This is a genomic window from Planomonospora sp. ID67723, from assembly GCF_015711605.1.
GTDB lineage: Bacteria > Actinomycetota > Actinomycetes > Streptosporangiales > Streptosporangiaceae > Planomonospora_A.
Genome location: NZ_JABTEZ010000002.1, coordinates 593,035 through 619,667, shown reverse-complemented (window position 1 = coordinate 619,667; position 26,633 = coordinate 593,035). Strand labels below are relative to the sequence as shown.

Annotated in this window: 28 protein-coding genes; 14 read left to right on the top strand and 14 right to left on the bottom strand. The window is 73.1% G+C overall.

All coding sequences use genetic code 11. From position 1 onward, the window contains the following. Complete coding sequence (locus HS041_RS15420; RefSeq protein WP_196441370.1) at nt 1-1,953, bottom strand: GMC family oxidoreductase; 1,953 nt, start codon at nt 1,951-1,953, stop codon at nt 1-3. A 187-nt stretch (nt 1,954-2,140) separates the two neighbouring features. Then, on the bottom strand, nt 2,141-3,418 hold the full coding sequence (locus HS041_RS15415; protein WP_196441369.1) for an MFS transporter: 1,278 nt from the start codon (nt 3,416-3,418) through the stop codon (nt 2,141-2,143). A 72-nt stretch (nt 3,419-3,490) separates the two neighbouring features. Between HS041_RS15415 and HS041_RS15410 the strand changes: the two genes are divergently transcribed. Then, nucleotides 3,491-4,057, top strand: coding sequence for an ArsR/SmtB family transcription factor (locus HS041_RS15410; RefSeq protein ID WP_196441368.1), 567 nt, complete (start codon nt 3,491-3,493; stop codon nt 4,055-4,057). A 22-nt stretch (nt 4,058-4,079) separates the two neighbouring features. Here the strand turns inward: HS041_RS15410 and HS041_RS15405 are convergent, their stop codons facing one another. After that, the gene (locus tag HS041_RS15405; protein WP_196441367.1) at nt 4,080-4,739 is read right to left on the bottom strand and encodes a TetR/AcrR family transcriptional regulator; all 660 of its coding nucleotides are present in this window, start codon (nt 4,737-4,739) and stop codon (nt 4,080-4,082) included. A gap of 128 nt (nt 4,740-4,867) precedes the next feature. Between HS041_RS15405 and HS041_RS15400 the strand changes: the two genes are divergently transcribed. Further along, the gene (locus HS041_RS15400) at nt 4,868-5,272 is read left to right on the top strand and encodes a RidA family protein (RefSeq protein ID WP_196441366.1); all 405 of its coding nucleotides are present in this window, start codon (nt 4,868-4,870) and stop codon (nt 5,270-5,272) included. A 49-nt stretch (nt 5,273-5,321) separates the two neighbouring features. On the opposite strand, the gene HS041_RS15395 is transcribed toward HS041_RS15400, so the two are convergent. The 5 genes from HS041_RS15395 to HS041_RS15375 all read right to left on the bottom strand — a co-directional run bounded on the left by HS041_RS15395 (nt 5,322) and on the right by HS041_RS15375 (nt 10,713). After that, on the bottom strand, nt 5,322-6,770 hold the full coding sequence (locus HS041_RS15395) for an NADH-quinone oxidoreductase subunit NuoF family protein (RefSeq protein WP_196441365.1): 1,449 nt from the start codon (nt 6,768-6,770) through the stop codon (nt 5,322-5,324). Then, nucleotides 6,767-8,092 carry a hypothetical protein gene (locus HS041_RS15390; RefSeq protein WP_196441364.1) on the bottom strand — a complete coding sequence of 442 codons (1,326 nt, stop codon included), beginning with the start codon at nt 8,090-8,092 and terminating at the stop codon, nt 6,767-6,769. The genes HS041_RS15395 and HS041_RS15390 overlap by 4 nt, the downstream gene beginning before the upstream one ends. Before the next feature lie 73 nt (nt 8,093-8,165). After that, nucleotides 8,166-9,494: a DUF1996 domain-containing protein gene (locus tag HS041_RS15385; RefSeq protein ID WP_196441363.1), complete on the bottom strand. Its 1,329-nt coding sequence runs from the start codon at nt 9,492-9,494 to the stop codon at nt 8,166-8,168. 12 nt (nt 9,495-9,506) lie between these two features. Beyond that, a complete protein-coding gene (locus HS041_RS15380) occupies nt 9,507-10,181 on the bottom strand; it encodes a DUF4142 domain-containing protein (RefSeq protein WP_230879083.1) in 675 nt (224 codons plus the stop codon). A gap of 13 nt (nt 10,182-10,194) precedes the next feature. After that, nucleotides 10,195-10,713, bottom strand: a complete 519-nt coding sequence (locus HS041_RS15375; protein ID WP_196441362.1) for a hypothetical protein — start codon at nt 10,711-10,713, stop codon at nt 10,195-10,197. A 158-nt stretch (nt 10,714-10,871) separates the two neighbouring features. On the opposite strand from HS041_RS15375, the gene HS041_RS15370 reads away from it, so the two are divergent. Both HS041_RS15370 and HS041_RS15365 read left to right on the top strand, forming a co-directional pair. Further along, the gene (locus HS041_RS15370) at nt 10,872-11,417 is read left to right on the top strand and encodes a sigma-70 family RNA polymerase sigma factor (RefSeq protein ID WP_196441361.1); all 546 of its coding nucleotides are present in this window, start codon (nt 10,872-10,874) and stop codon (nt 11,415-11,417) included. Beyond that, a complete protein-coding gene (locus HS041_RS15365; RefSeq protein WP_196441360.1) occupies nt 11,417-11,641 on the top strand; it encodes a zf-HC2 domain-containing protein in 225 nt (74 codons plus the stop codon). The genes HS041_RS15370 and HS041_RS15365 overlap by 1 nt, the downstream gene beginning before the upstream one ends. Nucleotides 11,642-11,668: 27 nt before the next feature. On the opposite strand, the gene HS041_RS15360 is transcribed toward HS041_RS15365, so the two are convergent. From HS041_RS15360 to HS041_RS15340, 5 genes are all read right to left on the bottom strand, one after another. Then, on the bottom strand, nt 11,669-12,487 hold the full coding sequence (locus tag HS041_RS15360; RefSeq protein ID WP_196441359.1) for an SDR family oxidoreductase: 819 nt from the start codon (nt 12,485-12,487) through the stop codon (nt 11,669-11,671). A gap of 44 nt (nt 12,488-12,531) precedes the next feature. Then, nucleotides 12,532-13,248 (bottom strand): dienelactone hydrolase family protein, encoded by a 717-nt coding sequence (locus tag HS041_RS15355; protein ID WP_307845307.1) that lies wholly within the window; start codon nt 13,246-13,248, stop codon nt 12,532-12,534. An 81-nt stretch (nt 13,249-13,329) separates the two neighbouring features. After that, on the bottom strand, nt 13,330-14,790 hold the full coding sequence (locus HS041_RS15350) for a nitrilase-related carbon-nitrogen hydrolase (protein ID WP_196441358.1): 1,461 nt from the start codon (nt 14,788-14,790) through the stop codon (nt 13,330-13,332). An 84-nt stretch (nt 14,791-14,874) separates the two neighbouring features. Beyond that, entirely contained in the window at nt 14,875-15,540 is a 666-nt protein-coding gene (locus HS041_RS15345) for a response regulator (RefSeq protein WP_196441357.1), read from the bottom strand. After that, nucleotides 15,515-16,816 (bottom strand): sensor histidine kinase, encoded by a 1,302-nt coding sequence (locus tag HS041_RS15340; protein WP_196441356.1) that lies wholly within the window; start codon nt 16,814-16,816, stop codon nt 15,515-15,517. Before HS041_RS15340 ends, HS041_RS15345 begins: the two co-directional genes overlap by 26 nt. Nucleotides 16,817-17,024: 208 nt before the next feature. Here HS041_RS15340 and HS041_RS15335 point away from each other — a divergent pair, with 208 nt between their 5' ends. The 7 genes from HS041_RS15335 (at nt 17,025) to HS041_RS15305 (ending at nt 22,676) form a co-directional block, all read left to right on the top strand. Further along, nucleotides 17,025-17,627: a TetR/AcrR family transcriptional regulator gene (locus HS041_RS15335; RefSeq protein ID WP_307845306.1), complete on the top strand. Its 603-nt coding sequence runs from the start codon at nt 17,025-17,027 to the stop codon at nt 17,625-17,627. 5 nt (nt 17,628-17,632) lie between these two features. Then, nucleotides 17,633-18,838 (top strand): cytochrome P450, encoded by a 1,206-nt coding sequence (locus HS041_RS15330; RefSeq protein WP_196441354.1) that lies wholly within the window; start codon nt 17,633-17,635, stop codon nt 18,836-18,838. A 94-nt stretch (nt 18,839-18,932) separates the two neighbouring features. After that, nucleotides 18,933-19,811, top strand: coding sequence for an SDR family oxidoreductase (locus HS041_RS15325; protein ID WP_196441353.1), 879 nt, complete (start codon nt 18,933-18,935; stop codon nt 19,809-19,811). After that, complete coding sequence (cyp51, locus tag HS041_RS15320) at nt 19,808-21,169, top strand: lanosterol 14-alpha demethylase (protein WP_307845305.1); 1,362 nt, start codon at nt 19,808-19,810, stop codon at nt 21,167-21,169. The genes HS041_RS15325 and cyp51 overlap by 4 nt, the downstream gene beginning before the upstream one ends. A 31-nt stretch (nt 21,170-21,200) precedes the next feature. Next, nucleotides 21,201-21,431, top strand: a complete 231-nt coding sequence (locus tag HS041_RS40035; protein WP_196441352.1) for a ferredoxin — start codon at nt 21,201-21,203, stop codon at nt 21,429-21,431. A 59-nt stretch (nt 21,432-21,490) separates the two neighbouring features. Continuing rightward, a complete protein-coding gene (locus HS041_RS15310; protein WP_196441351.1) occupies nt 21,491-22,042 on the top strand; it encodes a nuclear transport factor 2 family protein in 552 nt (183 codons plus the stop codon). 172 nt (nt 22,043-22,214) lie between these two features. After that, entirely contained in the window at nt 22,215-22,676 is a 462-nt protein-coding gene (locus HS041_RS15305) for a VOC family protein (protein WP_196441350.1), read from the top strand. A 91-nt stretch (nt 22,677-22,767) separates the two neighbouring features. Here HS041_RS15305 and HS041_RS15300 read toward each other — a convergent pair whose 3' ends face one another. After that, nucleotides 22,768-23,439, bottom strand: coding sequence for a hypothetical protein (locus tag HS041_RS15300; protein ID WP_196441349.1), 672 nt, complete (start codon nt 23,437-23,439; stop codon nt 22,768-22,770). 23 nt (nt 23,440-23,462) lie between these two features. On the opposite strand from HS041_RS15300, the gene HS041_RS15295 reads away from it, so the two are divergent. The 3 genes from HS041_RS15295 to HS041_RS15285 are packed head-to-tail and all read left to right on the top strand — an operon-like array spanning nt 23,463 to nt 26,616. Beyond that, entirely contained in the window at nt 23,463-24,959 is a 1,497-nt protein-coding gene (locus tag HS041_RS15295) for an aldehyde dehydrogenase (RefSeq protein WP_307845304.1), read from the top strand. Beyond that, nucleotides 24,956-25,693, top strand: coding sequence for an SDR family oxidoreductase (locus tag HS041_RS15290; RefSeq protein ID WP_196441348.1), 738 nt, complete (start codon nt 24,956-24,958; stop codon nt 25,691-25,693). The genes HS041_RS15295 and HS041_RS15290 overlap by 4 nt, the downstream gene beginning before the upstream one ends. Next, nucleotides 25,690-26,616 carry an NAD(P)-dependent oxidoreductase gene (locus HS041_RS15285; RefSeq protein WP_307845303.1) on the top strand — a complete coding sequence of 309 codons (927 nt, stop codon included), beginning with the start codon at nt 25,690-25,692 and terminating at the stop codon, nt 26,614-26,616. The genes HS041_RS15290 and HS041_RS15285 overlap by 4 nt, the downstream gene beginning before the upstream one ends. Nucleotides 26,617-26,633: the final 17 nt, after the last annotated feature.

Here is a 26,633-nt window from a genome sequence, read left to right as displayed (position 1 = left end):
TCAGGCCGCAGTGGTGTGCCGGGCGATGTGCTCGGCCGTACGGTGGGCCAGAGCCATGCAGGTGAGCATCGGGTTGGCGCCCGAGGGCGTGGGGAAGGCGCTGGTGTCGCCGATCCAGACGCCGGCGACGTCGTGCAGCTCGCCGGTCGGCCCGGCGACGGAGGTCAGCGGGTCGGTGCCCATGCGGGCCGTGCCCATCTGGTGGGCGCTGCCCATGAACAGCCCGCCCGCGCCGATGTGCGTCGACTCCAGGCGGGCCATCCATGCCTCGAAGTCGTCACCGCGCCGGAACACCGGCGGGGTGGCGCCGAACCACAGCTCCTGGGCCCCCGCGGCCAGGTGCAGCTCGGCCAGGACGCGCAGGCCCTTGTAGTAGGCCGCGACGTCGCGCTCGTCGGTGAGGGCGTAGGTGTGCACCGCCTCGCCGTTCTCGTCGATCGTCACCCGCCCGCCGGCGTGGTCGCGCAGGATGAAAAGGAAGTCCGCCATCCGGCCGAGCTTGCTCATCGCCTCCTTGGCCTCCCGGCCGTCCCGCCGCGCCAGCTGGAAGGCGAAGACGCCGGTGTAGTACTGCGAGCCCTCGACCAGCAGGCCGTACCCGTCGCCCAGGTCGCGGAACTCGTCCATGACGGCGGCCTGGGGCGGGCCCCACCACGCCCGCTGGTCCTCGGGGTAGACGCCGAAGATCCCCGCGCTGGGGTGCAGGTAGAGGTTGTGGCCGACGGCGGGCCCGCCGATGCCCGAGCGGAGCAGGAGCGCCGGCGTCTCCAGGGCGCCGCAGGCCACGACGACGTCGGCGGCGCGCACCGTCACCCGCCGGGTCCCGCCGCCGGCGGGGTCGGTGTAGACGGCTTCGACGCCGGCGGCCCGCCCTCCCTCGGTGAGGACCCGCTCCGCGCGGGTGCGGACGAGGATCTTCGCGCCGTGGTCGAAGGCGTCGCGCAGGTAGGTGTTGAGCGTGCCGCGCTTGCTGCCGCTCGGATCGCCGAACTGGGTGTAGCCGGCGGCCACCGGGTCGTAGGTCGCCTCGTCCACGTTGCGCACCGCGGTGTGCATGGACCAGCCGAGGGCCTTGGCTCCCTCGGCCATGCGCTGGTGCGGGCCGTTGAAGTCGCTGCACCGGTCGTTGGCGCCCATCCGCGCGAGGACCGCCTCCAGGTGACGGTCGAACCCGGCGGTGTCGAGGCCCTCCAGCCCGTGCTCCCGGGCCCATTCGCGGCGCACCGCATCGCTGGGCCGTACGCAGTTGTGCCAGTTGACGGTGGTGCCGCCGCCCAGCGTGCATCCGGCGAGCAGGCCGACGTTGCCGTCGGCGGAGACCGAGAGCCCGCCCCGGTACATCAGCTCCTTGCCCTCGGTCTCCAGCTGGCGGTAGTCCCGCTCGCTGGTGGCCCCGCCCGCCTCCAGCACGACGACGCGCCTGCCTCGCGTGGCCAGCACGCCGGCGATCGTGCCGCCGCCCGCGCCGGAGCCGACGACCACGACGTCCGCCTCGATCACCTCGCCGTCGGCGGGGACGTGCGGGGTGATGTACGGCTCGTCCCGGGTCGGCGTGATCTGCGGTCCGGGGTAGCCGTACTGCGCCCAGAACGGGTTGCGGCCGTTGTCGTCGGTGATGGAGTGAGCGAGCATGCACGCCCCGCCGCGCAGCGTGGAGACGGCGACGAGCGCCTCCGGCGCGAGCGCCATGGCCGTGGCGAGCATCCCCTCGCGGGTCGCCCGCCCCTGGTGCTGGAAGCCGAGCATCGCCAGGCCGTCGAGCAGTTGCGCGACGCCCGTCTGATCCGCCTCCGGAAGGGTCTCCAGGTACTGGGCCAGCGCCTCGTCGGCGCCGGCCGCGGAGCCGGGCGTCGCCCAGAAACCGGTCGGGTCGTCGTCGACCTGCAGCGCTGGAACGGCGGTGTCCACCAGCGCGCGCAGCACCTGGCGCTGGACGGGAGTGAGAGCAGGCACAGGTCCTCCGTCGAGAGTGGGCGGCACCTGTCCGCCCAGCGCATGTGACCACCGGTCACATTAGAACTCGGTTCTATGACGCGCAACACATCACGGGCAATCGAGACGAAGCCGCATCGACCTCACCCGGGTTCCTCCCCTGCGCCGCGCCCCGCCCGGCCGCCGAGTCCCGCGGGGCCGCCGGGACTCAAGGCTGACCGGCCCCGCGTTCGGCCGCGTCCATGGCTTTGTCGTTCACCACCGCCATGCCGGCGATCCGGGCGAGCGTCAGCAGCGCCATGACGGCGAAGACCGCGCGGAGCCCGAAGAACTGGGCCAGCAGGCCGCCGGCGGCGGCGCCCAGGGGGATGGTGCCCCAGGCGAGGAGCCGGTAGGCGCTGTTGAGGCGCCCGAGCAGCCGGTCGGGCGTGATCCGCTGCCGCAGCGACACCGTGATGACGTTCCAGACGGCGATGGAGACGCCCCCGGCGAAGAACACGGCGCCGATCACGAACGGGTCGGCCGTCACGGCCGGGGCACCGAGGAAGAACACGCCCGTGAGGATGGTCAGTGCGAGCGAGCGGGAGCGCCCGAGCAGGCGCTCGACCCGCTCGGCGATGAGGGCGCCGAGCAGGCTGCCCGCCGCGACGGCGGTGAGCAGCAGCCCGTAGGCCGGTTCGGACAGCCCCATGGCGGAGCCGGGACCCACCGCGTACAGCACGAGGATCGCCCAGGTGGCGTTGGTGGCGAAGTTGGCGACGCCCACCATGGCGGCGAGGGTCCGCAGGAGGCGGTGGCGCCACAGGAAGCGCAGGCCCTCGGCGATGTCGGCGCGCATGGTGGTGCGCCGGTCCCGCTCGACCCGGAACGAGCCGCGCATGAACAGCAGCATCACCACGGCTGCCGCCCACAGCGCCACCGGGGCGGTGAACGCCGCCACCACGCCCGCCGCCACCAGGAAGCCGCCCAGGGGCGGGCCGACGAACTCGTTGGCGGTCAGCTCGGCGGCGTGCAGGCGCCCGTTCGCGCGCGACAGCCGCTCGCGCGGGACGACCTGCGGCAGGATCGACTGCGCCGAGGTGTCGTAGATCGTCTCGGTGACGCCGACGCAGAGCGCGACGGCGTACAGCACCCAGATCGAGCCGTTGCCGGTCGCGGCGGTCAGCACGAGCACGGCCAGCAGCACGGCCCGGGCGGTGTTGGCGCCGAGCATCGCGCGGCGGCGGTCGAGCCGGTCGGCGAGCGCGCCGGCGGGAAGCGCGAAGAGCAGCCACGGGAGCGTCAGCGCGAAGGTCAGCCCGGCGATCAAGGTGGGGGAGTCCGTGAAGCGGATGGCCACCAGGGGCAGGGCGACCTTGAAGATCCCGTCGGCCAGGTTGGACAGGGCGGCCGATGTCCACAGCCGCCAGAAGGCGCCTCCCAGCGGAGGAGGACGGTCTCGGGGCGCCCTCCGGTCGTCGGCCTGTGCTCGGTCATCGGTTGTCATGAATCGAGACTTTCAAATCGATTTGAAAAAATCAATCGATGGGACGGATATAGATCGGCCTACTCTGGAACCATGAGCGATCAGGGTGCCGGGCAGCAGTCTCCGGAGGAGTCCTCCCCCTATCCGCGACAGCGGCGTGCGGCGACGGTCCGCGAGGCCAAGGCCCTGGCGCACCCGCTGCGCATCCGCATCCTGCGGTTGTGCGCGCAGCGGGAGATGACGAACAAGCAACTCGCCGACCGCCTCGGCACGGACCCGGGAACGGTCTTCTACCACGTCCGCCAGCTCACCGACGCGGGCTTCCTGCGGCAGGCGCCGGTGCGGACGGGTGAGAGCGGTGCCCTGGAGAAGCCCTACCGGTCCACGGGCCGCTCATGGTGGCTGGACGACCCGCTGTCCGGCGAGGGGGCCGAGGCCTCGTTCGCGCCGATCGAGGCGTTCCAGGACGAGCTTCGCGAGGCGGGACCGGACTCCGTCCGGACGATGACGCGGTTCATGCTGCACCTGTCGCCAGCGGAGATCGAGGAACTGGACCGCCGCATCCTCGCCATCCTCGACGAGTACATCGAGACCGAGGACCAGCGCCTCGACCGGCCCGCCTACGGCGGCATCGTCATCCTGCACCGGCTGGCCGACTGAGGCTCTCCCCGCGCGGGCGGGTTCAGTGACCGGCCGGCACGCGCGTGCCGAACGCCGCCTCGAAGACGTCCAGCAACCGCATGGCGGCCGACTCCACCCGGTCGGGGTCACCGCTGCTCAGCCCCAGGACCGGGTCGAGCCCCGGATAGGAGGGCGCCAGCGCCAGATGCGGCAGGACCATCAGCAGCAGCGCGAGCCAGGCGTCCAGATCCGCGTCCGCACGCAGCTCTCCGGCGTCGCGCGCCCTTTCGAGCAGGGGACGCACGTCCCGGATGTAGAAACGGTTGACGACCTCTCGCACGGCCAGCCGCGCCGACGGCTCCGGTTCGAGGTTCACCGCCGCGGTCAGCGCCAGCTCCACCGGATGCTCCCGGAAGTACTCCATCCACACCAGCACCAGTTGCCGGTAGGCGGGGAAGAACCCCTGCTCCCACGGCATCCGGGCGATGTGCCGGTTCATGTACGCCGAAATGCGTGCGCACGCCAGCTCCGACAGGTGGGTGTAAAGATCGATCTTGTCGGTGAAGTACTGGAACAGGCTGCCCTTGGCCACTCCCGCGTTGCGGGCGATGACGTTGAGGCTCCCTCCGGAGAAGCCGTGCGCCGCGAACTCGGCCTCCGCCGCCCGCAGCACCGCCGCGCGGCGGGCCTCGGGGAGCCGCTCCCAGGTGAGCGTCGGCACAGTCCGCCTCCTCAGTCCCGTATGACCGCCGATCATCATCATGGCCCATGCCCGAGTAGCATCGCCCTGTCCCCCGGAACACGGCCGGCCGGCGGTCCCTGTCCCGGGGACATCCGGAAGGAAGGTTCATGGGCTCCATCGATTTCAGCACTCCCCCGACGTTGCCGACGGCCAACGGCTACAGCCACGTCGCCAGCGTCCCGCCGGGCAGCAGGCTCGTCTGGACCTCGGGCCAGGTCCCGATCGCCGCCGACGGCACCCCGGCCCCGACAGGTGACTGGGAGGCCCAGACGCGCCTGGTCATGCGGAACGTCGGAGCGGCGCTGGAGGCGGCCGGCGCGACCTGGGACGACGTGTTCAAGCTCACGTTCTTCGTCGTCGACACCTCGGCGCTGCCCGTCGTCCGGGCCGTACGGGACGAGTTCGTCAATCTGGACCGCCCGCCCACCAGCTCGCTCGTGCAGGTGGCGGGCCTGTTCCGGCCGGACATACTGATCGAGGTCGAGGCGGTCGCCGCAGTACCCGCGGCGTGACGCCGCGCCCGGAGCCCCGGGTCCTCTCCCCGCCGCCTGGTGGAGGACGTCAGGCCATCCGCAGGGCGAGGGCCGGGCACATCTCCACCGCCCTGCGGGCCAGCCGCAGGAGCGGCGAGGGTACGGCCTCGCTGCCGAAGACCGGATAGCCGTTCTCGTCGAGGTGGACGAGCTCGGGGGCGAGCTTGGCGCACAGGCCGTGGCCCTGGCAGCGGGTCCAGTCGACGGCCAGGTGGACTTCGGGCTCCGGTTCCCGCTCGGGAACGGGGAGGACGCCCAGGACCGGGCGTCCGCAGGTCCCGCGGAGCAGGTGCTCCTGGATGTCGTCGGGGAACGCCGACAGGGCCGACAGCACGAACCCCGACGTCCCGTCGGGGTGGGAGCACGCGCCCCTGCCCCGCACGCCGGCCGCCCGGCGGCGCAACCCGTCCAGGGCCGTCGCCGAGCCGGCCACGAGATCGGCCAGGGATCGGGCGACGTCCGGCAGGCCGAGCCGGCAGGGCCCGCACTGTCCGGACGACTGCGCGGCGAGATAGCGCGCCACCCTCAGCGTCTCGCCCAGCGGGCAGGTCTCGCCGCCCAGGGGCAGCACGATCCCGGCGCCGAGCCGCCCGCCCGCATCGGCGACGCCCTGCCGGGAGACCGGTGTGGCGGCGGCCGCGTCGGGGTGGATCCACGCACCGTGGTACCCGCCGACGAGCACGCCCTCGCCGGGTGAGGCGCGGCACGCCTCCAGGACGGCGGTCAGCGGTGTGCCGGTCGCCACCTCCACCACCGCCGGGGCGGCCGCCGACCCGCCCACCGTGAGCAGGACCGTGCCGGGTTCCCGCGGGGTCCCGACGTCGGCGTACTGCTCGGGGCCCAGCGTGGCGAGGACCGCGAGCTGCGCGAAGGTCTCGGCGTTCGACAGCAGCGTGGGCAGCCCGTCCACGCCGCTGTCGCTCGTCCGGACCTTGCGGCCCGGCGGCCCGCCGCCCTGCCCGTTCACCGTCCTGACCAGTGCGCCGCCCTCCCCGGAGATGAACCGTTCGGGGATGCCCGCGACCCGGATCCGATCCGCCGCGCCCCGCTCCTCGACCGCGGCGGCGACCGATGCCTGGCCCATCCCGCCCTCGGCGACGGCCACCACCACCCGCCGGGCGCCGAGTGCGTCCGCGGCGAGCAGGGCGCCCTCGATGACCAGGTGCGGGGTCCTGGTGAGCAGCATCGTGTCCTTGCCGCTGGCCGGCTCGCCCTCGGCGGCGTTGACCAGGACGGCGCTCTCCGAGCGGTGGGCGGCCACCGCCCGGAGCTTGCGGGCGAAGGGGAAGGCCGCGCCGCCCCGGCCCCGGAGGTCCACCGCGTCGGCCAGCTCGGCCAGCTCCCGCGCGTCCAGCTTCGGCGCCGTGCCGTGCATGGCGCGGTGGGCCGGCAGGTCCATCCTCCGGGAGGTGTCCAACCCGGCGGTGAGCCTGGCCGGCCCCAGCCTCCTGACCTGGGGAACCCTGTAGGGGATCATCGACCGCCTCCGATCCGCCGGACGGTCGCCCGGCCGTCCGTGCCTGTCCCGGTCCTGGTGCCCGTCGCGGTCCTGGTGTCCGTCCCGGTCCTGCCCTCACGTGCCCGGCGCGGGACGCGGCCGACGATGCTCGTGAGCGATGTCGGCTCCGCCTCTGCGGGCCGCTCCGCCGTACCGGACCACGCGTCCGCGCCGGACCGCTCGGCCGTACCGGGTCGTTCGGCAAGGGCTTCTTCGATGTGGGCGGGGGTGCGCCTGGACTTCAGGGCGGAGATCACCCTGATCAGCAGGGCGGTTCCCACCGCGACCAGGCAGACCACGTAGCTCCAGCTCACCCAGGCGGCGGGCTGGCGGCCCGCGCTCAGCCCGTGCATGATCGCGGCGGGCCAGGCGAGGTAGGCCGAACCGTGCAGCAGCCGCCACACCCATGGCCTGCGGGTGTCGGCGAAACCGGCACGGGCGATCCCGGTCGCGAAGATCAGCACCATGACGTCGGAGGCGATCACGCCGAGGCCGATCGCCACGGTGGGCGCGGACGTCGGGACCGCGGCGGCGGCGGCCGGCGCCCGGCCTTCAGCGATCTTCATCAGGATGTGCGTGGCCAGGAACGTCATGCCGAGCAGCGCCGCAGCCCGGTGGAGGAGCTGGGTCCGGATCCTGCCCTGGGCGGGAAGGACCACGCGGTCGGCGGAGAGCAGTCCGAGCGCGACGGTGCAGGTGAGCGCGACCAGCGTCAGCACTCCCGAGAAGAAGGAGAGCAGTTCCCATGCCGCGGCGGAGGCCCGGAGGCCCGCCTCGGTTCTGCCCATCATCAGCGCACCGACCGTGACTGCGGTGATCCCGGCCCCGAGCATGATGCGGTTGCCCCGGCGGTCGAGGCCGGAGGCGGCCTCGTGCCGGGAGTGCCGTGCCTGGCCGCGCCTCGGCCTGTCCGGATCGGATTCGGGCAGGCGGGGCCAGGACGCGGCCTGCCCGGTCCTTCCCGGATCGGCCGGGCCGGACCCCGAGCCGGGCCTCCGGCCGTATCCCGCGCCAGGTTCCGTGTCGATTCCCAGGGCACCTCCCGAGCCGGGCCCCGGGCCGTGGCCCACGCCGGGCAGGTCGTATCCCGGATCGAGCAGATCGTGTCCCGGACCGGGCAGGCCGCGTTCCGGTCCGGCCAGCGCCGTCGGCGATCCGGCCACGAGGTGCATCGGCACGTCCGCACGGCGTACCGGATCCTCGTGATCGTGCGCCGGAGCGTCCGGGACGGCGACCGGCCTGTTCAGGTAGTACACCGCTCCGTTCGTGTCACCCGCGGCGTCCCACTCGATGTTGCGCACTGTGCCTCCTGATCGTCCCAGCGGAGAGGGTGCCGCCCGGGGCGGGCGTGAGGCCGGTGGCCTGGCCGCCCGGTCAGCAGCGGCGTCCCTGGTTGATGCAGTTCACCGCGAACCGCATGAGCCTGTCCGGCATCACGTTCGCGAAGTCGGCGTGATCGGTGACCGGGTTGTGGAGCTGCTCGGGGAAGGCGTCCAGGGCGAAGGACGGGGTGCGCGGCGTGGCGTAGGCGAGGGTCATCCGGAGTTGCGGGACGGGCCGCGTACCGGCGGGGCAGGCGCCGTTCTCGTCGGGGAACAGGACGTGGGTGCGGTGGTTGGCGCTGTCGGTGTTCTGCCCGTCCCAGCAGCTGGGGAAATCCAGAATTCGCACGACCAGGCTGCCCCGGGGGCAGATCGGGTACTTGTCGGTCAGCACCCGGTTGGTGAACCCGCTGCAGGTCCACTGGGCGCGGGCGTTCCCTCCGCCGTTGGTCGCGGCCTTGGCGTCACCGGTGATCATCCGGAGGAACCGCGGCATCGCGGTGACCTTGGCGACCGGGTTTCCCCTGAACTGCATGCTCGCCACGCGAGGGGTCAGGATCTGACCCACGTTGCCGTCCGGATCCTGGTTGTTGGCGTCGACCGTACGGTCCCGCAGGACGGGCCAGAAGTAGGTCGAGCGGTCACCGAACGCGCACGTGGTCCCCGACGCGGCCAGGCTCTGGTCGGTGGAGAAGGCGTCGGTCGACAGGTTGCCGACGTAGTCGTGCACGTGGTGGGCGCCGTTGCGCACGCCCGGGGCGACGATGAAGTTGTCGGGGTTGCGGTGGCCGTTCTGGTTCCTGCCGCACCGGGAGACGAAGCTGCCGGTCGAGCCTCCGCGCTGGGGCCGGGGAACCCGGACGTTCGGCTGCACCTGACGGATGTCGGTGAAGTCCTGCGGGAACGGACCGAGATCCGCGCACTCCTCCTCAGCCTGCTCGCCCTGCTGGTCCGGTTCCTGCGGGTTCTGGCTCCGCTGGTCCTGCTGGTCCGGTCCCTGCGGGTTCCCCTGGCTCCGCTGGTCCTGCTGGTCCGGTCCCTGCGGGTTCCCCTGGTTCTGGTTCTGGTCCTGCTGGTTCTGGTCCTGCTGGTCCTGGTCCTGCTGGTCCTGGCCCTGCTGGTCCTGACCCTGCTGGTCCTGGCCCTGCTGGTCCTGCTGGTCCGGTCCCTGCGGGTTCCCCTGGTTCTGGCCCTGCTGGTCCTGGCCCTGCTGGTCCTGACCCTGCTGGTCCTGGCCCTGCTGGTCCTGACCCTGCTGGTTCTGGCCCTGCTCGGCCGGATCGCAATGGTCGGCCTCGGCCGGGCCGGCCACGGCGGTCAGGACCCCTGCAGCCAGGACGAGCGCGGACAGGGGCGCGTACAGACGTTTCACGCGTTTCATGGGTCTCTTTCCTCACTGTGGTGCGGGAGGCTCCGGAAGAGCGGTGTAGTCGACGAGACCTGTGCTCTCCAGCAGGGTCATGTGCTTCATGACCACCTCCACCGCCCGCTGGGCGAAGGATCGAATGAGATCGTTCCGGGTGCCGGACCGTACGGCGGCGACCGTCGTGAAGACCTTCCCGTGAGCCTGGCGGAGCCGGTTGGCGAAGGTCCGGTCGTAGTCGGCGCCGAACGAGGCCGACAGCTCCGCCATCCAGCGCTGCTGGTCCGCGCTCGCCTGGCTGGGCAGCACCACGCCGAGCTGTCCGGCGACCGAGCGGACCTGGACGTCGAGCTTGAGATGGTCGGTCACCAGATGCATGCCGACCTCCTTGACCCGCTTGCTGTCGGCCCGCTGCTGGGCCTGCTGCCCCGTGGGGATCTCCCAGAGGCCGGCCTGGCGGACCTTGACCAGGAAGTCGCGGTCGGCCGGGCTGAGCGGGCCGTACTGGGTCTGCATCCAGCCCTGGGGGGTCTCTCCGGAGGCGGCGGGCAGACCACCGGACGGCGTGACCAGCATGACCGCCACCGCGGCGACCGCGAGAAAGGTTCCGAACAGCAGCAGTTCTCCGTTGCCGAACCGGCCGAGACCTCCGAACCGGACAGACCGGGCGGAGCGGCGGGAGCGGCCGAACAGCGATCCGAGCATGGCGCGGCCCGGTTCAGTAGCCGTCCGGAGCCTGCGTCGGCGCACCGTCCGGGGCCTGCGCCTTCTTTCCGTCCGGGGCGCTCGCGAACCACGCGCCCCCCGCGCCGTGCCCTTTGAGATCCCCGGGGATCTCGTCGCCGGAGAACCGGTAGAGGGGCCAGCCACCGAGGGTGACCTGCACGGTGCCGTCGGCTCGCTTGGCCGTACCGACCAGCGCCTGGTCGATGCCCTCGACCATGACCTCGTCGGCGGTGGTGACGGGCGGCCACGTGGCCGCGCACTTCCCCGCGCAACTCGGCGACGAGGGCTTGTCCTCGTCGAAGCGGTAGAGGGTGCGGCCCTGGGAGTCGACGACGAGACCGGTGTCCGAGACCTTCAGGAAGGCGTGACCCGCGTGCTCGCTCACCGCCTCCGAGGTCGCGTAGGCCTGGCCGGAGGAACCCTGGCCGGAGGCTGCGGCTCCGGCGCATCCGGTGAGGAAGACAAGGGTGACAACAGCCCCGGCCGACCATGGGACGTGCCGTGTTGTCATGGTCGTTCCTTTCCCCAGAGGCCCGCCGGTGCGGGCGCACTTGGTGGGAGGTACGCGACCATTACAGGGACGGTTCACCAAAGTGAGGAGATAGCTAGAAATGACTGGAGTTGCGCAAGTTGCACACGGAGCCATAACGATGGTGTAAAGATGTGCCCGTGCCTCGTCATCTCGACAGCCGACTCGAGAGCGCGGAAACCGACGATGATGTCCTGGTCGAGGTGCTCTACCAGGAGTTCGGTGCTCCTCTGCTCCGGCATGTGCGTAAGGCCACCGGCAACGATCTGCAGTGGGCCGAGGACGTCGTCCAGGAGACGATCGTCCGGGCCTGGCGAAACGCGGGGAGGTTGCACCGGGAGCCGGGCCTGCTGTGGGCCTGGCTTCTCACCGTCGCCCGCCGTATCGTCATCGACGGCCGTCGCAGGCGGGGGGCTCGGCCGCAGGAGGTCGAACCCGCCGACGCCGACGCCGTCTCCGTTCCCGACGGATCGGAGCGGGCGCTGGAGGCGATGATCGTCGCCGAGGCTCTCCGCGATCTGTCCGAAGAACACCGTGAAGTCATCGAGCACACTTACCTACGGGACCGTACGATTGGTGAGGCGGCGGAGATTCTCGGAATCCCGCCGGGCACGGTCAAGTCCCGGCTCTACTACGGGATCCGCGCGCTGCGCGGGATCCTGAAGGAGAGAGGTGTCGCGAGCTGATGTCCCCCTCCTCGCGCGGTGCGCACGAAGACGTGGCGGCATACGCCCTCGGCGTGCTCGACGAAGAGGATCATCAGGCGTTCGAACGCCACCTCATGTCGTGCGAGGAGTGCCAGGCCGAGCTCCGGGAACTGAGCGAGGTTCCCGGCCTGCTCGACGCCGTGCGGAAGGACCGCTCCAATTCCCTCACCGGCAGCTCCGACGACGACCGCGCATCACACTGACCTCCGGCCCGCGACCGGTTCGCGGCCTCATCCGCGGCGCCACTCCCCCGAGGTGAGGACGCCCGCCGCCTGGGGGCCCATGAGCCCCAGCCCTCCGTCCACGAACAGGCTCGCCCCCGTGACGTACGACGAGTCGGGACTCGCGAGGAAGGCGACGACGGCGGCCACCTCCCGGGCGTCCCCCGGCCGGTCGATCGGGTAACCGGGCCGGCTTCCGGGCTCCGGCGGCTGGTCCTCCTGACCGGTCATCGGCGTGGCGATCTCACCAGGCGCGACGGTGTTCACCGTGATCCCGTACGGCGCCAGCTCCAGCGCCAGCACCCGGCTCAGCATGCGCAGCCCGCCCTTGGCCGCGCAGTACGGCCCCGCCCCGACCCGGGGATGCTCCTCGTGGACGCTGGTCACGTTGACCACGCGCCCGCCGCGGCCGGCGGCGATCATGCGCCGGACCGCCCGCTGGGCGCACGTGAACGCGCCGTCCAGGTCCACCGCGAGCACCGACCGCCACTGCCCGAAGTCCATCTCCAGCAGCGGCGTGCCGCTGCCGGTCCCGGCGTTGTTGACCAGGACGCCGACGCCGCCCAGTTCCTCGGCCAGCTCGTCCACCGCCGCCGCGGCCTTCTCCGGGTCGGTGAGGTCGTGCCGGCGGACCGCCGCCGTCCGGCCCTTCCCGCGCACCAGCCGCGCCGTCTCCTCCGCGCCCTCCCTGTCGCTGTGGTAGGTGATGCCCACGTCGAAGCCCTGCCCGGCCAGGGTCACGGCGGTCGCCTTGCCGATGCCGGAGTCCGCCCCGGTGACGATCGCGATCCGGTCGTATCCGGCGCGGGAGATCGGTGCGTCGCTCATGGTCGTCCTTTCCTGAAAATCGCCCTTGAGAAGGAAGAGCCCGGTCAGGCGTCCCCGGTCAGATGCCGGAGGAACCAGTCGCGTGCCAGCGCCGCCGCCTTCTCCAGGGTGCCCGGCTCCTCGAACAGGTGGGTGGCGCCGGGGACGACCTCCAGGCGGTTCTCGCAGCGGAGCCGGGCCCGGGCCTCCTCGTTCATCGCGAGCACCTGCTCGTCGCGGCCGCCCACGATGAGCAGCGTGGGAGCGGAGACCTCGGCCAGCCGCGGGCCCGCCAGGTCGGGCCGCCCGCCCCGGGACACCACGGCGGTGATCCCGCCGCCGCCCGCTTCGCCCGCGGCGGCCCACAGCGCCGCCGCGGCCCCGGTGCTGGCCCCGAAGTAGCCGACGCGGAGTCCGGGCACCTGCTCGCGCAACCGGCCGGTGACCCGCCTGAGCCGCTCGGCGAGCAGGGAGATGTCGAAGACGTTGGCCCTGTCGCCCTCCTCGGCGGGGGTGAGCAGATCGAACAGGAGCGTGCCCAGCCCGGCGTCGTTCAGGACCCCGGCCACGTAGCGGTTGCGGGGGCTGTGCCGGCTGCTGCCGCTGCCGTGCACGAACACGACGATCCCGGTGGCGCCGTCGGGGACGGTGAGTGTGCCCGCGAGCTCCACCTCCCCCGCTCTCATCAGGACCTCCTGCGGCACGCCCGGCCCCGTCCCTGCATCCATCTCCGCCTCCAGCCGCACGTCCGGCTCCCGGGTCTCCCGGAGGTGAGCGGACACCCCGCTCCGCCCCGATGCCCGTCTCGCCCCCGACGGTCACGTGGTACCCGGGCCCGCCCCTGTCATGCGGCCGTCATGCGGTCACGGGCCGTGGGAGGAGGTCGTGGGGGAAGGGGCCCGCGGGGCGGGCGCCGGGCCTCCCGCGTGCCGGTCGCGCTCACCGATGGCCGCCCGCCCGGCGAGGACCGCGGCCAGGAGCAGGCAGACCCAGGCGAACCAGTCGCCCCAGCTCGTGTAGAGGGCACTGGTCCCGCCCACCGGGACGGCGGCGGCGACGGTCACGACGGAGCGGCCCCGGGTCTCTCCCTCCGCGAGCACCCGCCCGTACGGATCGCTGACCGTCAGGGCGCCGTCGGCCCCGCTGCGCACCACCGCGAAGCCGTTCTCCACACCCCGCGTCACCGCGACCCGGGAGTGCTGCCAGGCGTCGAGCTCGAAGTCCAGGGCGGGCACCAGCATGGTCGTGGCGCCGCTCCGGCGGTTCTCCCGGGCCAGGCCGGGGAAGTCCAGGTCCTTGCAGATCGCCACGCCCGCGTCTCCGAGGACGAGGGCCTTCTCGCCCGGCTCGTACGGCTCGACGCCGGGCACCATGTGCCGCTTGCGGTAGACCTGCGGCGGGCCTCCGGAGGAGGGGAAGACCATGGCCGTGTTGCGGCGGGCGTCGGTGACGATCACCCCGGCGACGATGTCCATCCGCCGCTCCCCGGCCAGCGCGGCCAGCGGACCGGTGACCAGCGGGAGGTCGGCCTCGGCTGCGATGAAAGCGCCCTCCGCCAGCACGGCCACCTCCGTGCCCCGGGGCAGGGCGCGCAGGTGCGCCAGCATGTCCCGGAGCTTCTGTGCGCCCCGGGGCGTGCCCACCGGCGCCCAGTCCCCCTTCAGGCCGGCGGCCAGCAGCGCCATGTTCCGGTGCGGCCCGCCGGGCGCGGCGAGCCGTACGGTCCCGTACGCCACCGTCGCGGCGAGCAGGGCCGGCACCGTGAGCCCCACGACCAGGCGGGCGCGCCCGGGCGTCCCCGGCGTGAGGACCGCGGCGGCGGCCGCCGGGACTCCGGCCAGCGCGAACGTGATGCCCCACACGCCGGTGAGCGAGGCGAGCTGGAGCACCGGCAGCACACCGGCCTGGGTGTAGGCCAGGCTCCACACCACCCCGTCCGACCCGAGGACCGAGATCAGGTACTCGCCGCTCACCCACACCGCGGGCACGGACAGGACGGCCGCCACGACCCGGCCCCGCCGCAGCAGGCCACGGAAGAGCAGCACGGCCGAGACCGCCAGCAGGGCCGGGAGCACCACGCTGAGCAGCGCGACGGGGAGCGGCGTCTCCAGCCGGTCCCGCTGCAGAGCCCACAGGTTCAGCCCGCCGGCGCCCCAGGCCGCGAACGCCGCGGCGGAGGCGGCGGACGCGGACACCCGGGGTGCGAGGAGCAGGACGGGCAGGGGCGCCAGCCAGGTGAGCCAGGGCAGCGGGGTGAGCCCGGTACCGAAGAACAGCAGGACGGCGGAGAGGGCGCCGGCGGTGAGGACGGACAGCAATCGCATCGGGATGATCTCCTCAGGGGGACAGGCTTCGATGCTGCCCGCCTGCGGTGCCCGCGGAGATCGCCGCGGAGAGTGAACCCGCCCTCATCCCGGGGAGTGAGTCCCCGCGACGACGAGACCCGACTCGTAGGCGAAGACCACCGCCTGCGCCCGGTCGCGCAGCCCGAGCTTGGACAGCAGGTTGCTGACGTGGGTCTTGACGGTGTGCTCACTCACGTACAGCGCGGCGGCGATCTCGGCGTTGGACATCCCCCGCGCCACCCGTTCCAGCGTCTCCCGCTCCCGGACGGTCAGCTCTCCGAGCCGGGCCTTCAGGCGGGGTACGGCGCCGCCCCGCCCGACCAGGTCGGCGATCAGCCGCCGCGTCACCGCCGGGGCCAGGAGGGCCTCCCCCGCGGCGACCACGCGGACGGCGGCGACCAGCTCGTCCCTGTGGGCGTCCTTCAGCAGGAAGCCGCTGGCCCCGGCGCGGAGCATGGCGTAGACGTACTCGTCGAGGTCGAACATGGTCAGCGCCAGGACCCTGGCTTCGGTGCGCTCGCAGATCCGGGCCGTCGCCTCGACCCCGTCGACGTTCGGCATCCGGATGTCCATCAGCACCACGTCGGGACGCAGGTCCACCGCCCTGCGGACGGCCTCGGCTCCGTCGGCGGCCTCACCGACGACGGAGATGCCGGGCTGGGAGTTCAGGATCAGGGAGAAGCCGCCGCGGAACAGGTCCTGGTCATCGACGACGAGTACGCGCACCATCGGCGGACCGCTCCTGTTCGATCGGCGGCATCGTGACGACCGCGGGCCGCTCCTGCCCGATCGGCAGCGTCGCGATGACGGTGAACCCGCCGCCCGCCGCCCCGTCCCGGCCGGGACCCGCCTGCAGCGTACCGCCGCACGCCGCGACCCGTTCCCTCATGCCGATCAGGCCGTGGCCCGCCGTGTTCCCGTCCGGGGCCGGGCCCCGGCCGTCGTCGGTCACCTCGATCCGCAGGGCCTGCGGCGACCAGCGCAGCCGTACCCACGCGGTGGTCGCCCCCGCGTGCCGGAGGGTGTTCGTCAGCGACTCCTGGACGAGCCGGTAGGCCGCCATGTCGACGTCGGCGGGCACCGGGCCCGCCTCGCCGCCGGACTCGACGATCACCTCCAGCCCGGCCTCCCGGAACTGGGCGGCCAGGCGTCCCACCGCACCGAGCCCCGGCGGCGGCGCGAGCCCCGCGGGACCGGCGCCACCACCCTCACCACCGCCACCCTCGCCACCGCCACCCTCGCCACCGCCACCCTCGCCACCGCCGCCGTCCCCCGACCGCAGCGCGCCCAGGACGCGGCGGAGCTGGCCGACCGCCTCCCGCCCGGTCCGCGCGATCGCCTCGAACGCGGCCTCGGCCCGGTCCGGGTCGGCGCGCACCACCAGGGAGCCCGCGTCGGCCTGGACGACCATGATGCCGACCGAGTGCGTCAGCACGTCGTGCATGTCGCGCGCGATGCGGGTGCGCTCCTGCGCCGCGGCCGCCGCCCGCTCCTCCTCCAGCCTGCGGGCGCGTTCCCCCAGCGCGGCGATCTCCGCCCGGCGCGCCCGCGCGCCGGTCCCCAGCGCGCAGGCGGCCGCGAACGCCATGCCGACGTAGCCGAAGGAGTCCGGTGACTCGCCCGGCACGGTGAGGGAGACGACCAGCAGACCCGCGCCGGCGACCGCGCTCAGCAGGCGTACCCGCCGCGCACTGAGCGCCGCCACCGTGTACACCGCCACCAGCGCGCCGTACGGCAGCGGCGGCAGCGCCTGGAGCAGCGCCAGCCCGGTCGTCGCGGCGCACACCGCGGAGGCGGTGAGAACGGGCGCCTTGCGCCGCCACAGCAGCGGCGCCGACGCGCCGAGCGCCAGCGCGGCGACCCCCGGTCCCCCGCCGGCCCATCTCAGCCCGGACCAGAGGGTGGCGACGGCCACCGCACCGGCTGTCACGGCGTCGATGACGGACGGAGCGCCGCGGAACCCGGCGACCCGCCGCCACGCGGACATGATCGGCAGAGCGGTCAACGCGTCACCTCCCGGGGTGAAGATCCGCTCCCAGTATCCGGGGAGCCGCGCAGTCCGCCGGATGCGGGCGCCGGCGGCCCCTCCGCTGACATGCGTGCCGCCATGACGTCTCCCTGACGGCCTGCCGCGATGATCCGGACTCGGGCGGGCGCCTCTCACTTGAACAATCGCTTGTGCGAGGAGAGATGCTGAACTATTGTCTGGACATGTGTCCGGAAAGTTGGTTGCAGAGCCCACCCGCCGGCGGCTGACCGAGCGCCAGGCGGATACCGTGCGGCGCCTGACCGAGGCGGCCGTGGAGGAGGTCAGGGAGACCGGCTTCGACGGGTTGACCGTCCGCAACGTCGCCCGCCGGGCCGGGGTCGCTCCCGCCACGGCCTACACCTACTTCGCCTCCAAGAACCACCTCGTCACCGAGGTGTTCTGGCGCCGGCTGAGCGCGCTGCCCCCGGTGACCGCCCCCGTGGAACCCCCGCCGGACGCCCCGCAGGGGACGGCCGGGGCACGTGAGCGCGTGGTCGCCGTGCTCCGCGAGATCACCCTGCTGGTCTCGGACGAGCCCCGGCTCGCCGCCGCCTGCACGGCCGCGATGCTCGGCAACGACCCCGACGTCCAGGAGCTGCGCGCCCGCATCGGGCTGGCCATCCGGCGCCGCCTGCGGGCCGCGCTCGGCGCGCACGCCGGTCCCCGGACGCTGGACGCGCTGGAGCTGGCCTACGCGGGCGCGCTCGTCCAGGCCGGGATGGGCTACACCTCCTACGGGGAGATGGCCGACCGCCTCGCCGACGTCGCCGAGCTGATCGTGAGGTAACCGCCGTGGACCCCTCCCCCCAGGTCACGTACAACCCCTACGACTACGCGGTCCACGAGGACCCCTACCCGACGTACGCGCGCCTGCGGGAGGAGGCCCCGCTCTACCGCGACGACGCCCTCGGCTTCTGGGCCCTGTCGCGCCACGCCGACGTGGCGGGCGCGTTCCGGGACCACGAGCGGTTCTCCAACGGCAACGGCGTCTCCCTCGACCCCAGCGCCTGGGGACCGGCCGCGCACCGGACGATGTCCTTCCTGGCCATGGACCCGCCGACGCACACCCGGATGCGGTCCCTGGTCTCCAAGGGCTTCACCCCCCGCCGGGTCCGCGAGCTGGAGGGCGACGTCCTGCGCCTGACCCGCCGCCACCTCGATCCCGCCCTGGAGAAGGGCGGGTTCGACTTCGTCGCCGACGTCGCGGGCAAGCTGCCGATGGACGTCGTCTCCGAGCTGATGGGCGTGCCCGAGGCCGACCGGGACGAGCTGCGCCGGCTGGCCGACCTGGTCGTCCACCGCGAGGAGGGCCTCAACGACGTCCCGCCCGCCGGGATGGAGGCCGCGCTCACCCTCGTCGGCTACTACCAGGACCTGGTCGCCGAGCGCCGCCGCAGGCCCGGCCGCGACCTCACCTCCGCGCTGCTGACCGCCGAGGAAAGCGGCGACCGGCTGGCGGAGGAGGAGGTCATCGCCTTCCTGTTCCTCATGGTGGTGGCGGGCAACGAGACCACCACCAAGCTGCTGGCCAACGCGCTCCACTGGGGCCGGCGCAACCCCGCCGAGCTGGCCAAGCCCATGGAGGACCCGGAGCGGGTCGCCGACTGGGTGGAGGAGACGCTCCGCTACGACGGCTCCAGCCAGCTGCTGGCCCGCACGGTCACCCGGGACACCGAGCTGCACGGCCGTACGGTCCCCGCCGGAGACCGGGTGCTGCTGCTCATCGGCGCGGCCAACCGCGATCCGCGGGTCTTCCCCGACCCGGACGCCTACGACCTCGACCGCGACACCTCCCCGATGGTCAGCTTCGGCGGCGGGCGGCACTTCTGCCTGGGCGCCGGCCTGGCGCGGCTGGAGGCGCGCGTCGCGCTGACCGAGTTCGTACGGCGGGTCCGCTCCTACGAGGTCGACGAGGCGGGCGCCGTCCGCGTGCACTCGGTCAACGTCCGCGGCTTCGCCTCCCTGCCGGTCTCCGTCACCCTCCGCACGCCGTCATGACCGCCCCCGTCCGCTGTCCGCTAAGCGGGCGGTGAGCACCCGCCCCGTCCCGAACCGCGCCATGAATCGCAGCAAGTGTCTGGAGAGCGCGTATATGCCACGATTCGAACCCCACCCGCAACGCCGCCCCGCGCTGGTCACCGGGGCGTCCTCCGGGATCGGCGCCGCGACCGCCGTCCTGCTGGCCGCCGCGGGCCATCCGGTCGCCCTCGGCGCGCGCCGGACGGACCGGTGCGAGGATCTCGCCGAAACCATCCGCAAGGACGGCGGCGAGGTCTTCACCCACCCCCTGGACGTCTCCGACTCCGGCTCGGTCGAGCGCTTCGTCTCGGCGGCCGCCGGCGCCCTCGGCGAGCCTGAGATCGTCGTGTCGGGAGCCGGGGACCTGGGCGCCGAACGCGTCCACGAACTGGCCTCCGAGGACTTCGCCGCCCAGCTCCAGGTCCACCTCGTGGGCGCGCACCGCCTCGTCTCCCGTGTCGTGCCCGGCATGGTCGCGCGCGGCCGGGGCGACGTCGTCCTCGTCTCCTCCGACGTCGTACGGGCCCCGCGCACCCGCATGGGGGCGTACGTCGCGGCCAAGAACGGCGTGGAGGGCATGGCCAGGGCCCTGCAGATGGAACTGGAGGGCACCGGTGTCCGGATCTCGGTCGTACGGCCCGGCCCGACCATGACCGGCATGGGCATGGGCTGGGACGCCGAGACGACCGGGGAGGTCCTCGAGGAGTGGGTGCGGTGGGGGCTCGCCCGCCATCCGTACTTCCTGCGGGCCGAGGACGTCGCCGCCGTGATCGCCGCCGTCGTCGCGGCGCCGCGCGGCACCCACCTGACGCTCGTCGAGGTCCAGCCGGAGGCGGCCGTCGCGAAGCCCGCCGCGGCCCGTTCGGGCCCCGCCTCCGCATCCGAGGCCGCCGGAGCCGCGGCGACCGGTCCGGACTCCCCGGCCGTCTCCGGAAGGGAGGAGGGACGGTGAAACAGCCCGCCGTCGTCTCGGGAGGCCCCGACCACCTCCAGGAGCTCCGCGCCGATCCCATCGCCCTGATGCGACGGGTGCGCGAGGAGTGCGGCGACGTCGGCGAGTTCCGGCTGGGCGGCCGTCCCGTGGTCCTGCTCTCCGGTGCCGAGGCGAACGAGTTCTTCTTCCGCGCCCCCGACGAGGAGCTCGACCAGGCCGAGGCCTACCCCTTCATGACGCCGATCTTCGGCGAGGGCGTCGTCTTCGACGCCACCCCCGAGCAGCGCCGCGAGGCCCTGCACAACCAGGCGCTCAAGGGCTCCTTCCTGAAGGGCCACGCCGCCACGATCGCCGCCGAGGTGGACCGGATGGTCGCCGCGTGGGGGGACGAGGGCGAGATCGACCTGCTCGACTGGTTCGCCGAGCTGACCATCTACACCTCCTCGGCGTGCCTGATCGGCAAGCGCTTCCGCGAGCAGCTCGACCGCCGCTTCGCCGAGCTGTACCACGACCTGGAGCGGGGCACCGACGCCCTCGCCTACGTCGACCCGTACGCCGACATCGAGAGCTTCCGCCGCCGCGACGCGGCCCGCGTCCGGCTGGTCGCGCTCGTGCAGGAGATCATGGACGGGCGGGCCGCCGGTCCCCGCCCGCCGCGGGAGGAGCGGGACCTCCTCGACGTCCTGATGTCGATCCGCGAGGAGGACGGCTCGGAGCGGTTCTCGGCGGACCAGATCACCGGCATGTTCATCTCGATGATGTTCGCAGGCCACCACACCAGCTCCGGCACCGCGGCCTGGACCCTGATCGAGCTGCTGCGCCACCCGGACGTGCTGCGCGAGGTCGTCGGGGAGCTCGACGAGCTCTACGCGGGCGGCGCGGAGGTCAGCTTCCAGGCGCTCCGGGAGATCCCCCGGCTCGAAGCGGCGGTCAAGGAGGCGCTGCGTCTGCACCCGCCGCTCATCCTCCTGCTCCGCGTGGCCAAGTCCGACCAGGAGGTGCTGGGCTACCGGATCCCGGCCGGGACGATGGTCGGCTGCAGCCTGGCGGTCTCCAACCGGATCGCCTCGGACTTCCCCGCGCCCGACGCCTTCGACCCGGCGCGCTACGCCGTGCCCCGCGAGGAGGACGTGCTCAACCGGTGGACCTGGGTGCCGTTCGGCGCCGGGCGGCACCGCTGCGTGGGCGCGAACTTCGCGATGATCCAGCTCAAGGCGATCTTCTCGGTGCTCCTGCGCGACTGGGAGTTCTCCCTTGCGCAGGACCCGGGCTCCTACCGCAACGACCACTCCAAGATGGTCGTGCAGCTCGCCCGCCCGTGCGCGGTGCGATACCGCAGAAGGCGTCCGGGGGACGTCCGAGGGGGACGGCCGTGAGGTCTCACGGGAGACGTCGCGGGAGGCGGCCGTGAAGGTGGAGGCCGACCCGGACCTGTGCCAGGGGCATGCGATGTGCGAGCTGGAGGCGCCGGAGGTCTTCGAGGTCCCCCGGAAGGGGAAGGTCCGGGTCATCGATCCCGAGCCGCCCGAGTCCCTGCGCCGCGGCGTCGAGGCCGCCGTCCGCTACTGCCCGACCCGGGCCCTCAGGCTGGCCCCCGAGCCTCCCGGAACCCCGGCCGCCGGGCCCCGACCCCCTTGATCCCCGAGTCCTGCCCCCTGAGCCCTGCCCTGGCCCCGAGCCCGCGGAGAGGAGACCCCGTGCCCGCTTTCGAGCGCGACGAGCTGAACGAGATGGTGAACCGGTGGCTGGAGGCCAACCGGCGCTGCGAGGAGGCGGGCGACTGGCGCCCGCTGGCCGAGCTCTACACCGAGGACGCGACCTACGGCTGGAACGTCGGCCCCGGCCAGGACTTCATGGCGGTGGGCCGGGACGAGATCCGCGACCTGGCCCTGGGCTCGGAGATGGGCGGCCTGGACGGCTGGTCGTACCCGTACCAGAGCATCCTGGTCGACGACCGCAACGGCGAGGTGGTCGGCTTCTGGAAACAGGTCGCCGACGCCGAGCGGCCCGGCGGAGGCGCCTACGAGGTGGCGGGCATCGGCGGGAGCTGGTTCCGGTACGGCGGAGGCTTCCGGTGGTCCTGGCAGCGCGACTGGTTCGACCTGGGGAACGTCACCTCGCTGTTCGTGGAGATGATGAAGGCCGGTGTGCTCTCGGACGGCATGAAGCGCCGCCTCGACAGGGCCGCCTCGGGGCGACCGGTCCCCGGCTACTACCGGCGCGGCGAGACCCCGGTCCCCCTCTGGTGACCCCCGCGGGCGGTCCCCGTTCGAAACAGCGGACCGATTCTGTCCGCTGGAGGTGTCAGGGTGGCCTCATGGACGCAGACGGACTCGACTGGAACCGGACGCTCCGCGAGCTGATCCGTCATCCGCCCGACGTCTGCCTGCACGCGAAACCCGTTACGAACGGAGCAACCCGATGAGCCGCCGCATCCAGGTCACCTTCGACGCCCACGACCCGAGGGCGCTGTCATCCTTCTGGCGCGACGTCCTGGGCTACGTCCACCCCGGCCCGCCTGGAGTCGACCTGCCCGAGGGCGCCGACCCGCTGGCCGCGTGGGACGACTTCCTCGCACGGGCCGGCGTACCGGACGAGGAGCGCAACACGAGATCGGCCATCGAGGACCCGGACGGGCACGGCCCGCGGCTGTTCTTCCAGCGGGTCCCGGAGGACAAGGTCGCCAAGAACCGCGTCCACCTCGACGTCCGCGCGGCTCCCGGGCTGCGGGGAGAGGAGCGGATGGCGGCGCTGGAGGCCGAGTGCGACCGGCTCGTCGCGCTGGGGGCGACGCGAGTGCGTCGCGACGAGCCCGCTCCCCCGATGAGCGGCGGCTTCATCGTGATGACCGACCCCGAGGGCAACGAGTTCTGCCTGGACTGACGCGGCCCGGCTGCAGCCGCCGAAGCTGCGGCCGGCCCTGCGGCCGAGGCGGCCGTCGGTGACGAACCGCTCCGGCGGCGAGCGGACGCGGTCAGGCGGGGATGTGCGGCGTGCCGTCGCGCATCGGCGGGAAGCGGAAGCGGGCCGCCGTGGTGCCCCGGGTCATCCGGGTGATCTCGGCCTCCTCCACCGGCTCGGTCGCGTCGTCGATGACGACCTCCCAGCGGCAGTGCGGGACCCGGCCCGCCGGTTGCCGGGGAGGGCGGTGGACCGGGCGGATGCGGGCGCGCGGGTTGACCGCCTGGGCGGTCCAGTCGAACGTGCCGTCCTCGATGTGGTGGCACATCCCGCGGATCGCACGCTCCCCGAAGGGCTCGACGTCCAGCAGCGCACCGCACGAGCGGAGCTGGAAGAAGCCGTGCGCCTCGGAGACGAGCTCGTACTCCACGTCCATGTAGTGCTGGGCGAAGCCGGGATCGAGCTGAAGGCATTTGAAGATCGCCGAGACCCCGTCGCCCTCGATCCTCATGATCTCGCGGATCCGCTCGGTGTAGACGGGACTGGCGCCCCGCCACTCCTCGATGGCGATCTCCTCGACCGCCTGCTGGCCGTACCGCAGGCCCACCGCGGTGAAGACCGAGCGGTCGAGCAGGTGGACGATCAGGCCGTACTCCCTGACGAGCCGGACCAGAGCCTCCTTCGACAGGTCCTCGAAGCGGAAGCCCGGATCGAATTCTCCGGAATAGTCCTTGCGTTCCGTCATGGGGTGAACTGTAGTCTGGACATGTGTCCAGAACAACCGATCGCTTGCTCGGCAGTTCTTCACCCCTCCTGATCGACGGGGAGCTCGTCCCCGGCTCCCGGCGCTTCGAGACGGTCAACCCGGCGACCGAGGAGGTCCTGGGCGAGGCCGCCGACGCCACCCCCGAAGACATGGACCACGCGATCGCCGCCGCCCGCCGCGCCTTCGACGCCTCCGGCTGGGCCGCCGACCCCGGCCTGCGCATCCGCTGCCTGCGCCAGCTCTCCGAGGCGCTCGCCCGCCACTCCGACGAGCTGCGCGAGCTCACCATCGCCGAGGCCGGCGCCCCGCGGTTCCTGACGTACGGCGCGCAGCTCGACGCGCCCGTCACCGACCTGACCTGGTTCGCCGACCTCGCCGAGCGCTACCGGTGGGAGCACGACCTCGGGCGGGCCGCGCCCATGGGGATGGCCAGCGACCGCCGCGTGGTCCGCGAGCCGGTGGGCGTGGTCGGGGCGATCACCCCGTGGAACTTCCCGCACCAGATCAACCTGGCCAAGCTGGGACCGGCGCTGGCGGCCGGGAACACGGTCGTGCTCAAACCCGCCCCCGACACGCCCTGGTGCGCCGCCGCGCTCGGCGTGGTCGTCGCCGAGGAGACCGACATCCCGCCCGGCGTCGTCAACGTCGTCACCGGCGCCGACCACGCCCTCGGGGCGAGGCTCTGCGCCGATCCCCGGGTGGACCTGGTCTCCTTCACCGGGTCCACGGCGACCGGCCGCGCCGTCATGCGCGCGGCGGCGGAGACGCTCAAGAAGGTCTTCCTGGAGCTGGGCGGCAAGTCGGCGTTCATCGTGCTCGACGACGCCGACCTGCGGAGCGCCTGCTCCTACGCCGCGTTCGCCGGGATCACGCACGCCGGGCAGGGATGCGCGATCACCACCCGGCTGCTGGTCCCCCGCGCCCGGTACGACGAGGCCGTGAGGATCACCGCCACCGCGATGGCGAAGCTCGGTGCCGGGGACCCGCGCGACGACCGCACGGTCTGCGGCCCGGTCATCTCCGCCCGGCAGCGGGAGCGGATCGAGGGCTACCTGGATCTCGCGCGCGCCGAGGGCGGCGCGTTCGCCACCGGGGGCGGGCGGCCGGAGGGACGGGACAAGGGTTTCTGGATCGAGCCGACCCTGATCACCGGGCTGACCAACGACTCCCTCACCGCCCGGGAGGAGATCTTCGGCCCGGTGCTGGTGATCCTGCCGCACGACGGCGACGACGATGCCGTGCGGATCGCGAACGACTCGCCGTACGGGCTCTCGGGCGCGGTGCACGGCGGTGATCCGGAGCGGGCGCGGGCGGTGGCCCGGCGGCTGCGCACCGGGACCGTCAGCGTCAACGGCGGGGTCTGGTACGGCGCGGACGTGCCCTTCGGCGGTTACAAGCAGTCGGGGATCGGCCGGGAGATGGGCGTGGCCGGGTTCGAGGAGTACCTGGAGACCAAGGCGATCGCGGAGATCGCCCAGGCCGGGGAGGGAGCCGGATGAGCCGTTTCGAGGGCAGGGTCGCGATCGTGACCGGTGCCGCCCAGGGGATCGGAGAGGCGTACGCGCGGGCGCTGGCGGCGGAGGGTGCGAGCGTCGTGGTCGCCGACGTCAGCGACCGGGGCGCGGCCGTCGCGGAGGAGGTCAAGGGGCTGTACGTCCGCACCGACGTCTCCGACCCCGAGTCGGTCCGGGCCATGGCCGCCGCGGCGGCCGAACGCTTCGGCGGGATCGACTACCTGGTCAACAACGCGGCGATCTTCGGCACCATGCGGCTGGACTTCCTGTTCAGCGTGGACTGGGACTACTACAAGCGGTTCATGGCGGTGAACATGGACGGCGCACTGCTGTGCGCCCGCGCCGTCCAGCCGTACATGCAGGAGCGCGGCGGCGGGGCGGTCGTCAACCAGTCGTCCACCGCGGCCTGGCAGTACTCCGGTTTCTACGGCCTGGCCAAGGCCGGGGTCAACGGGATCACCCAGCAACTCGCCCACGAGCTGGGCGGCATGGGCATCCGGGTCAACGCCATCGCACCCGGCCCGATCGACACCGAGGCCAACCGCGCGGTCGTGCCCGAGGGCATGGTGCGGAAGATCGTGCGCGACAAGCTGGCGCTCAAGCGGATGGGCACCCCGCAGGACCTCGTCGGCATGTGCCTGTTCCTGCTCTCGGACGAGGCCGCCTGGGTCACCGGGCAGATCTTCAACGTCGACGGCGGCGAGGTGTTCCGCTCGTGACCGCCGTGCCCGCACCGCGCGAGCCGTCCTCCCCCCACGAACCGTCCGGGCCGTACGGCTTCATCGGGCTGGGCCAGATGGGCGCTCCCATGGCGAGGCACCTGGCCGGCCGCGGCCTCGTCGTGCACGACACCCGGCCGGAGGCCGTGGCCCCGCTGGTGGACAGGGGCGCCAAGCCCGCGGCGAGTCCCGCCGAGGTGGCCGCCGCCTGCCGGATGATCTCGATCATGGTCCGGGACGACGCGCAGGTGGACGAGGTCGCGGACGGGATCCTCCCCGCGGCGGCCCCCGGCACGATCATCGCGGTCCACTCGACGATCCGGCCGGGCACCGCGGAGGCGCTCGCCGAGCGGGCGCTGCCGTACCGCATCGAGGTCGTCGACGCGCCGGTCAGCGGCGGCTTCATGGGCGCCGAGGCGGGCACCCTGGCGGTGATGGTCGGCGGGACCGAGAGCGCCTTCGCCCGCTGCCAGGAGCCCTTCGGGGCCTGGGCCGGCCTCGTCCTGCACATGGGGCCGGTCGGCGCGGGCACCCGGGCCAAGCTCGCCCGCAACCTGCTGCACTTCACCGCGTTCGCCGCGGCGGCCGAGGCGCAGCGGCTCGCCGAGGCGGCCGGGATCTCCCTGCGCCGGCTCGCCCGGATCGTCAGGCACTCCGACGCCGTCACCGGCGGACCCGGCTCCATCATGATCCGCCCGGCCACCGCGCCGCTCGATCCCGGTGACCCGCTGTACGAGATCATGGAGCACGTGCTGGCGCTCGGCGAGAAGGACCTGTCCCTCGCCCTCGGCCTCGCCGCCGAGCACGGCGTCGAGGTGCCCCTGGCCCGGCTCGCGCTCGCCCGCCTCGCCGAGAGCCTCGGACTTCCCGCCCGCGACGCCGCGCCCGGTGCTCCGGCCCCGCACGACCCCGATCCCGCATGACCCCGACCATCGAGGAG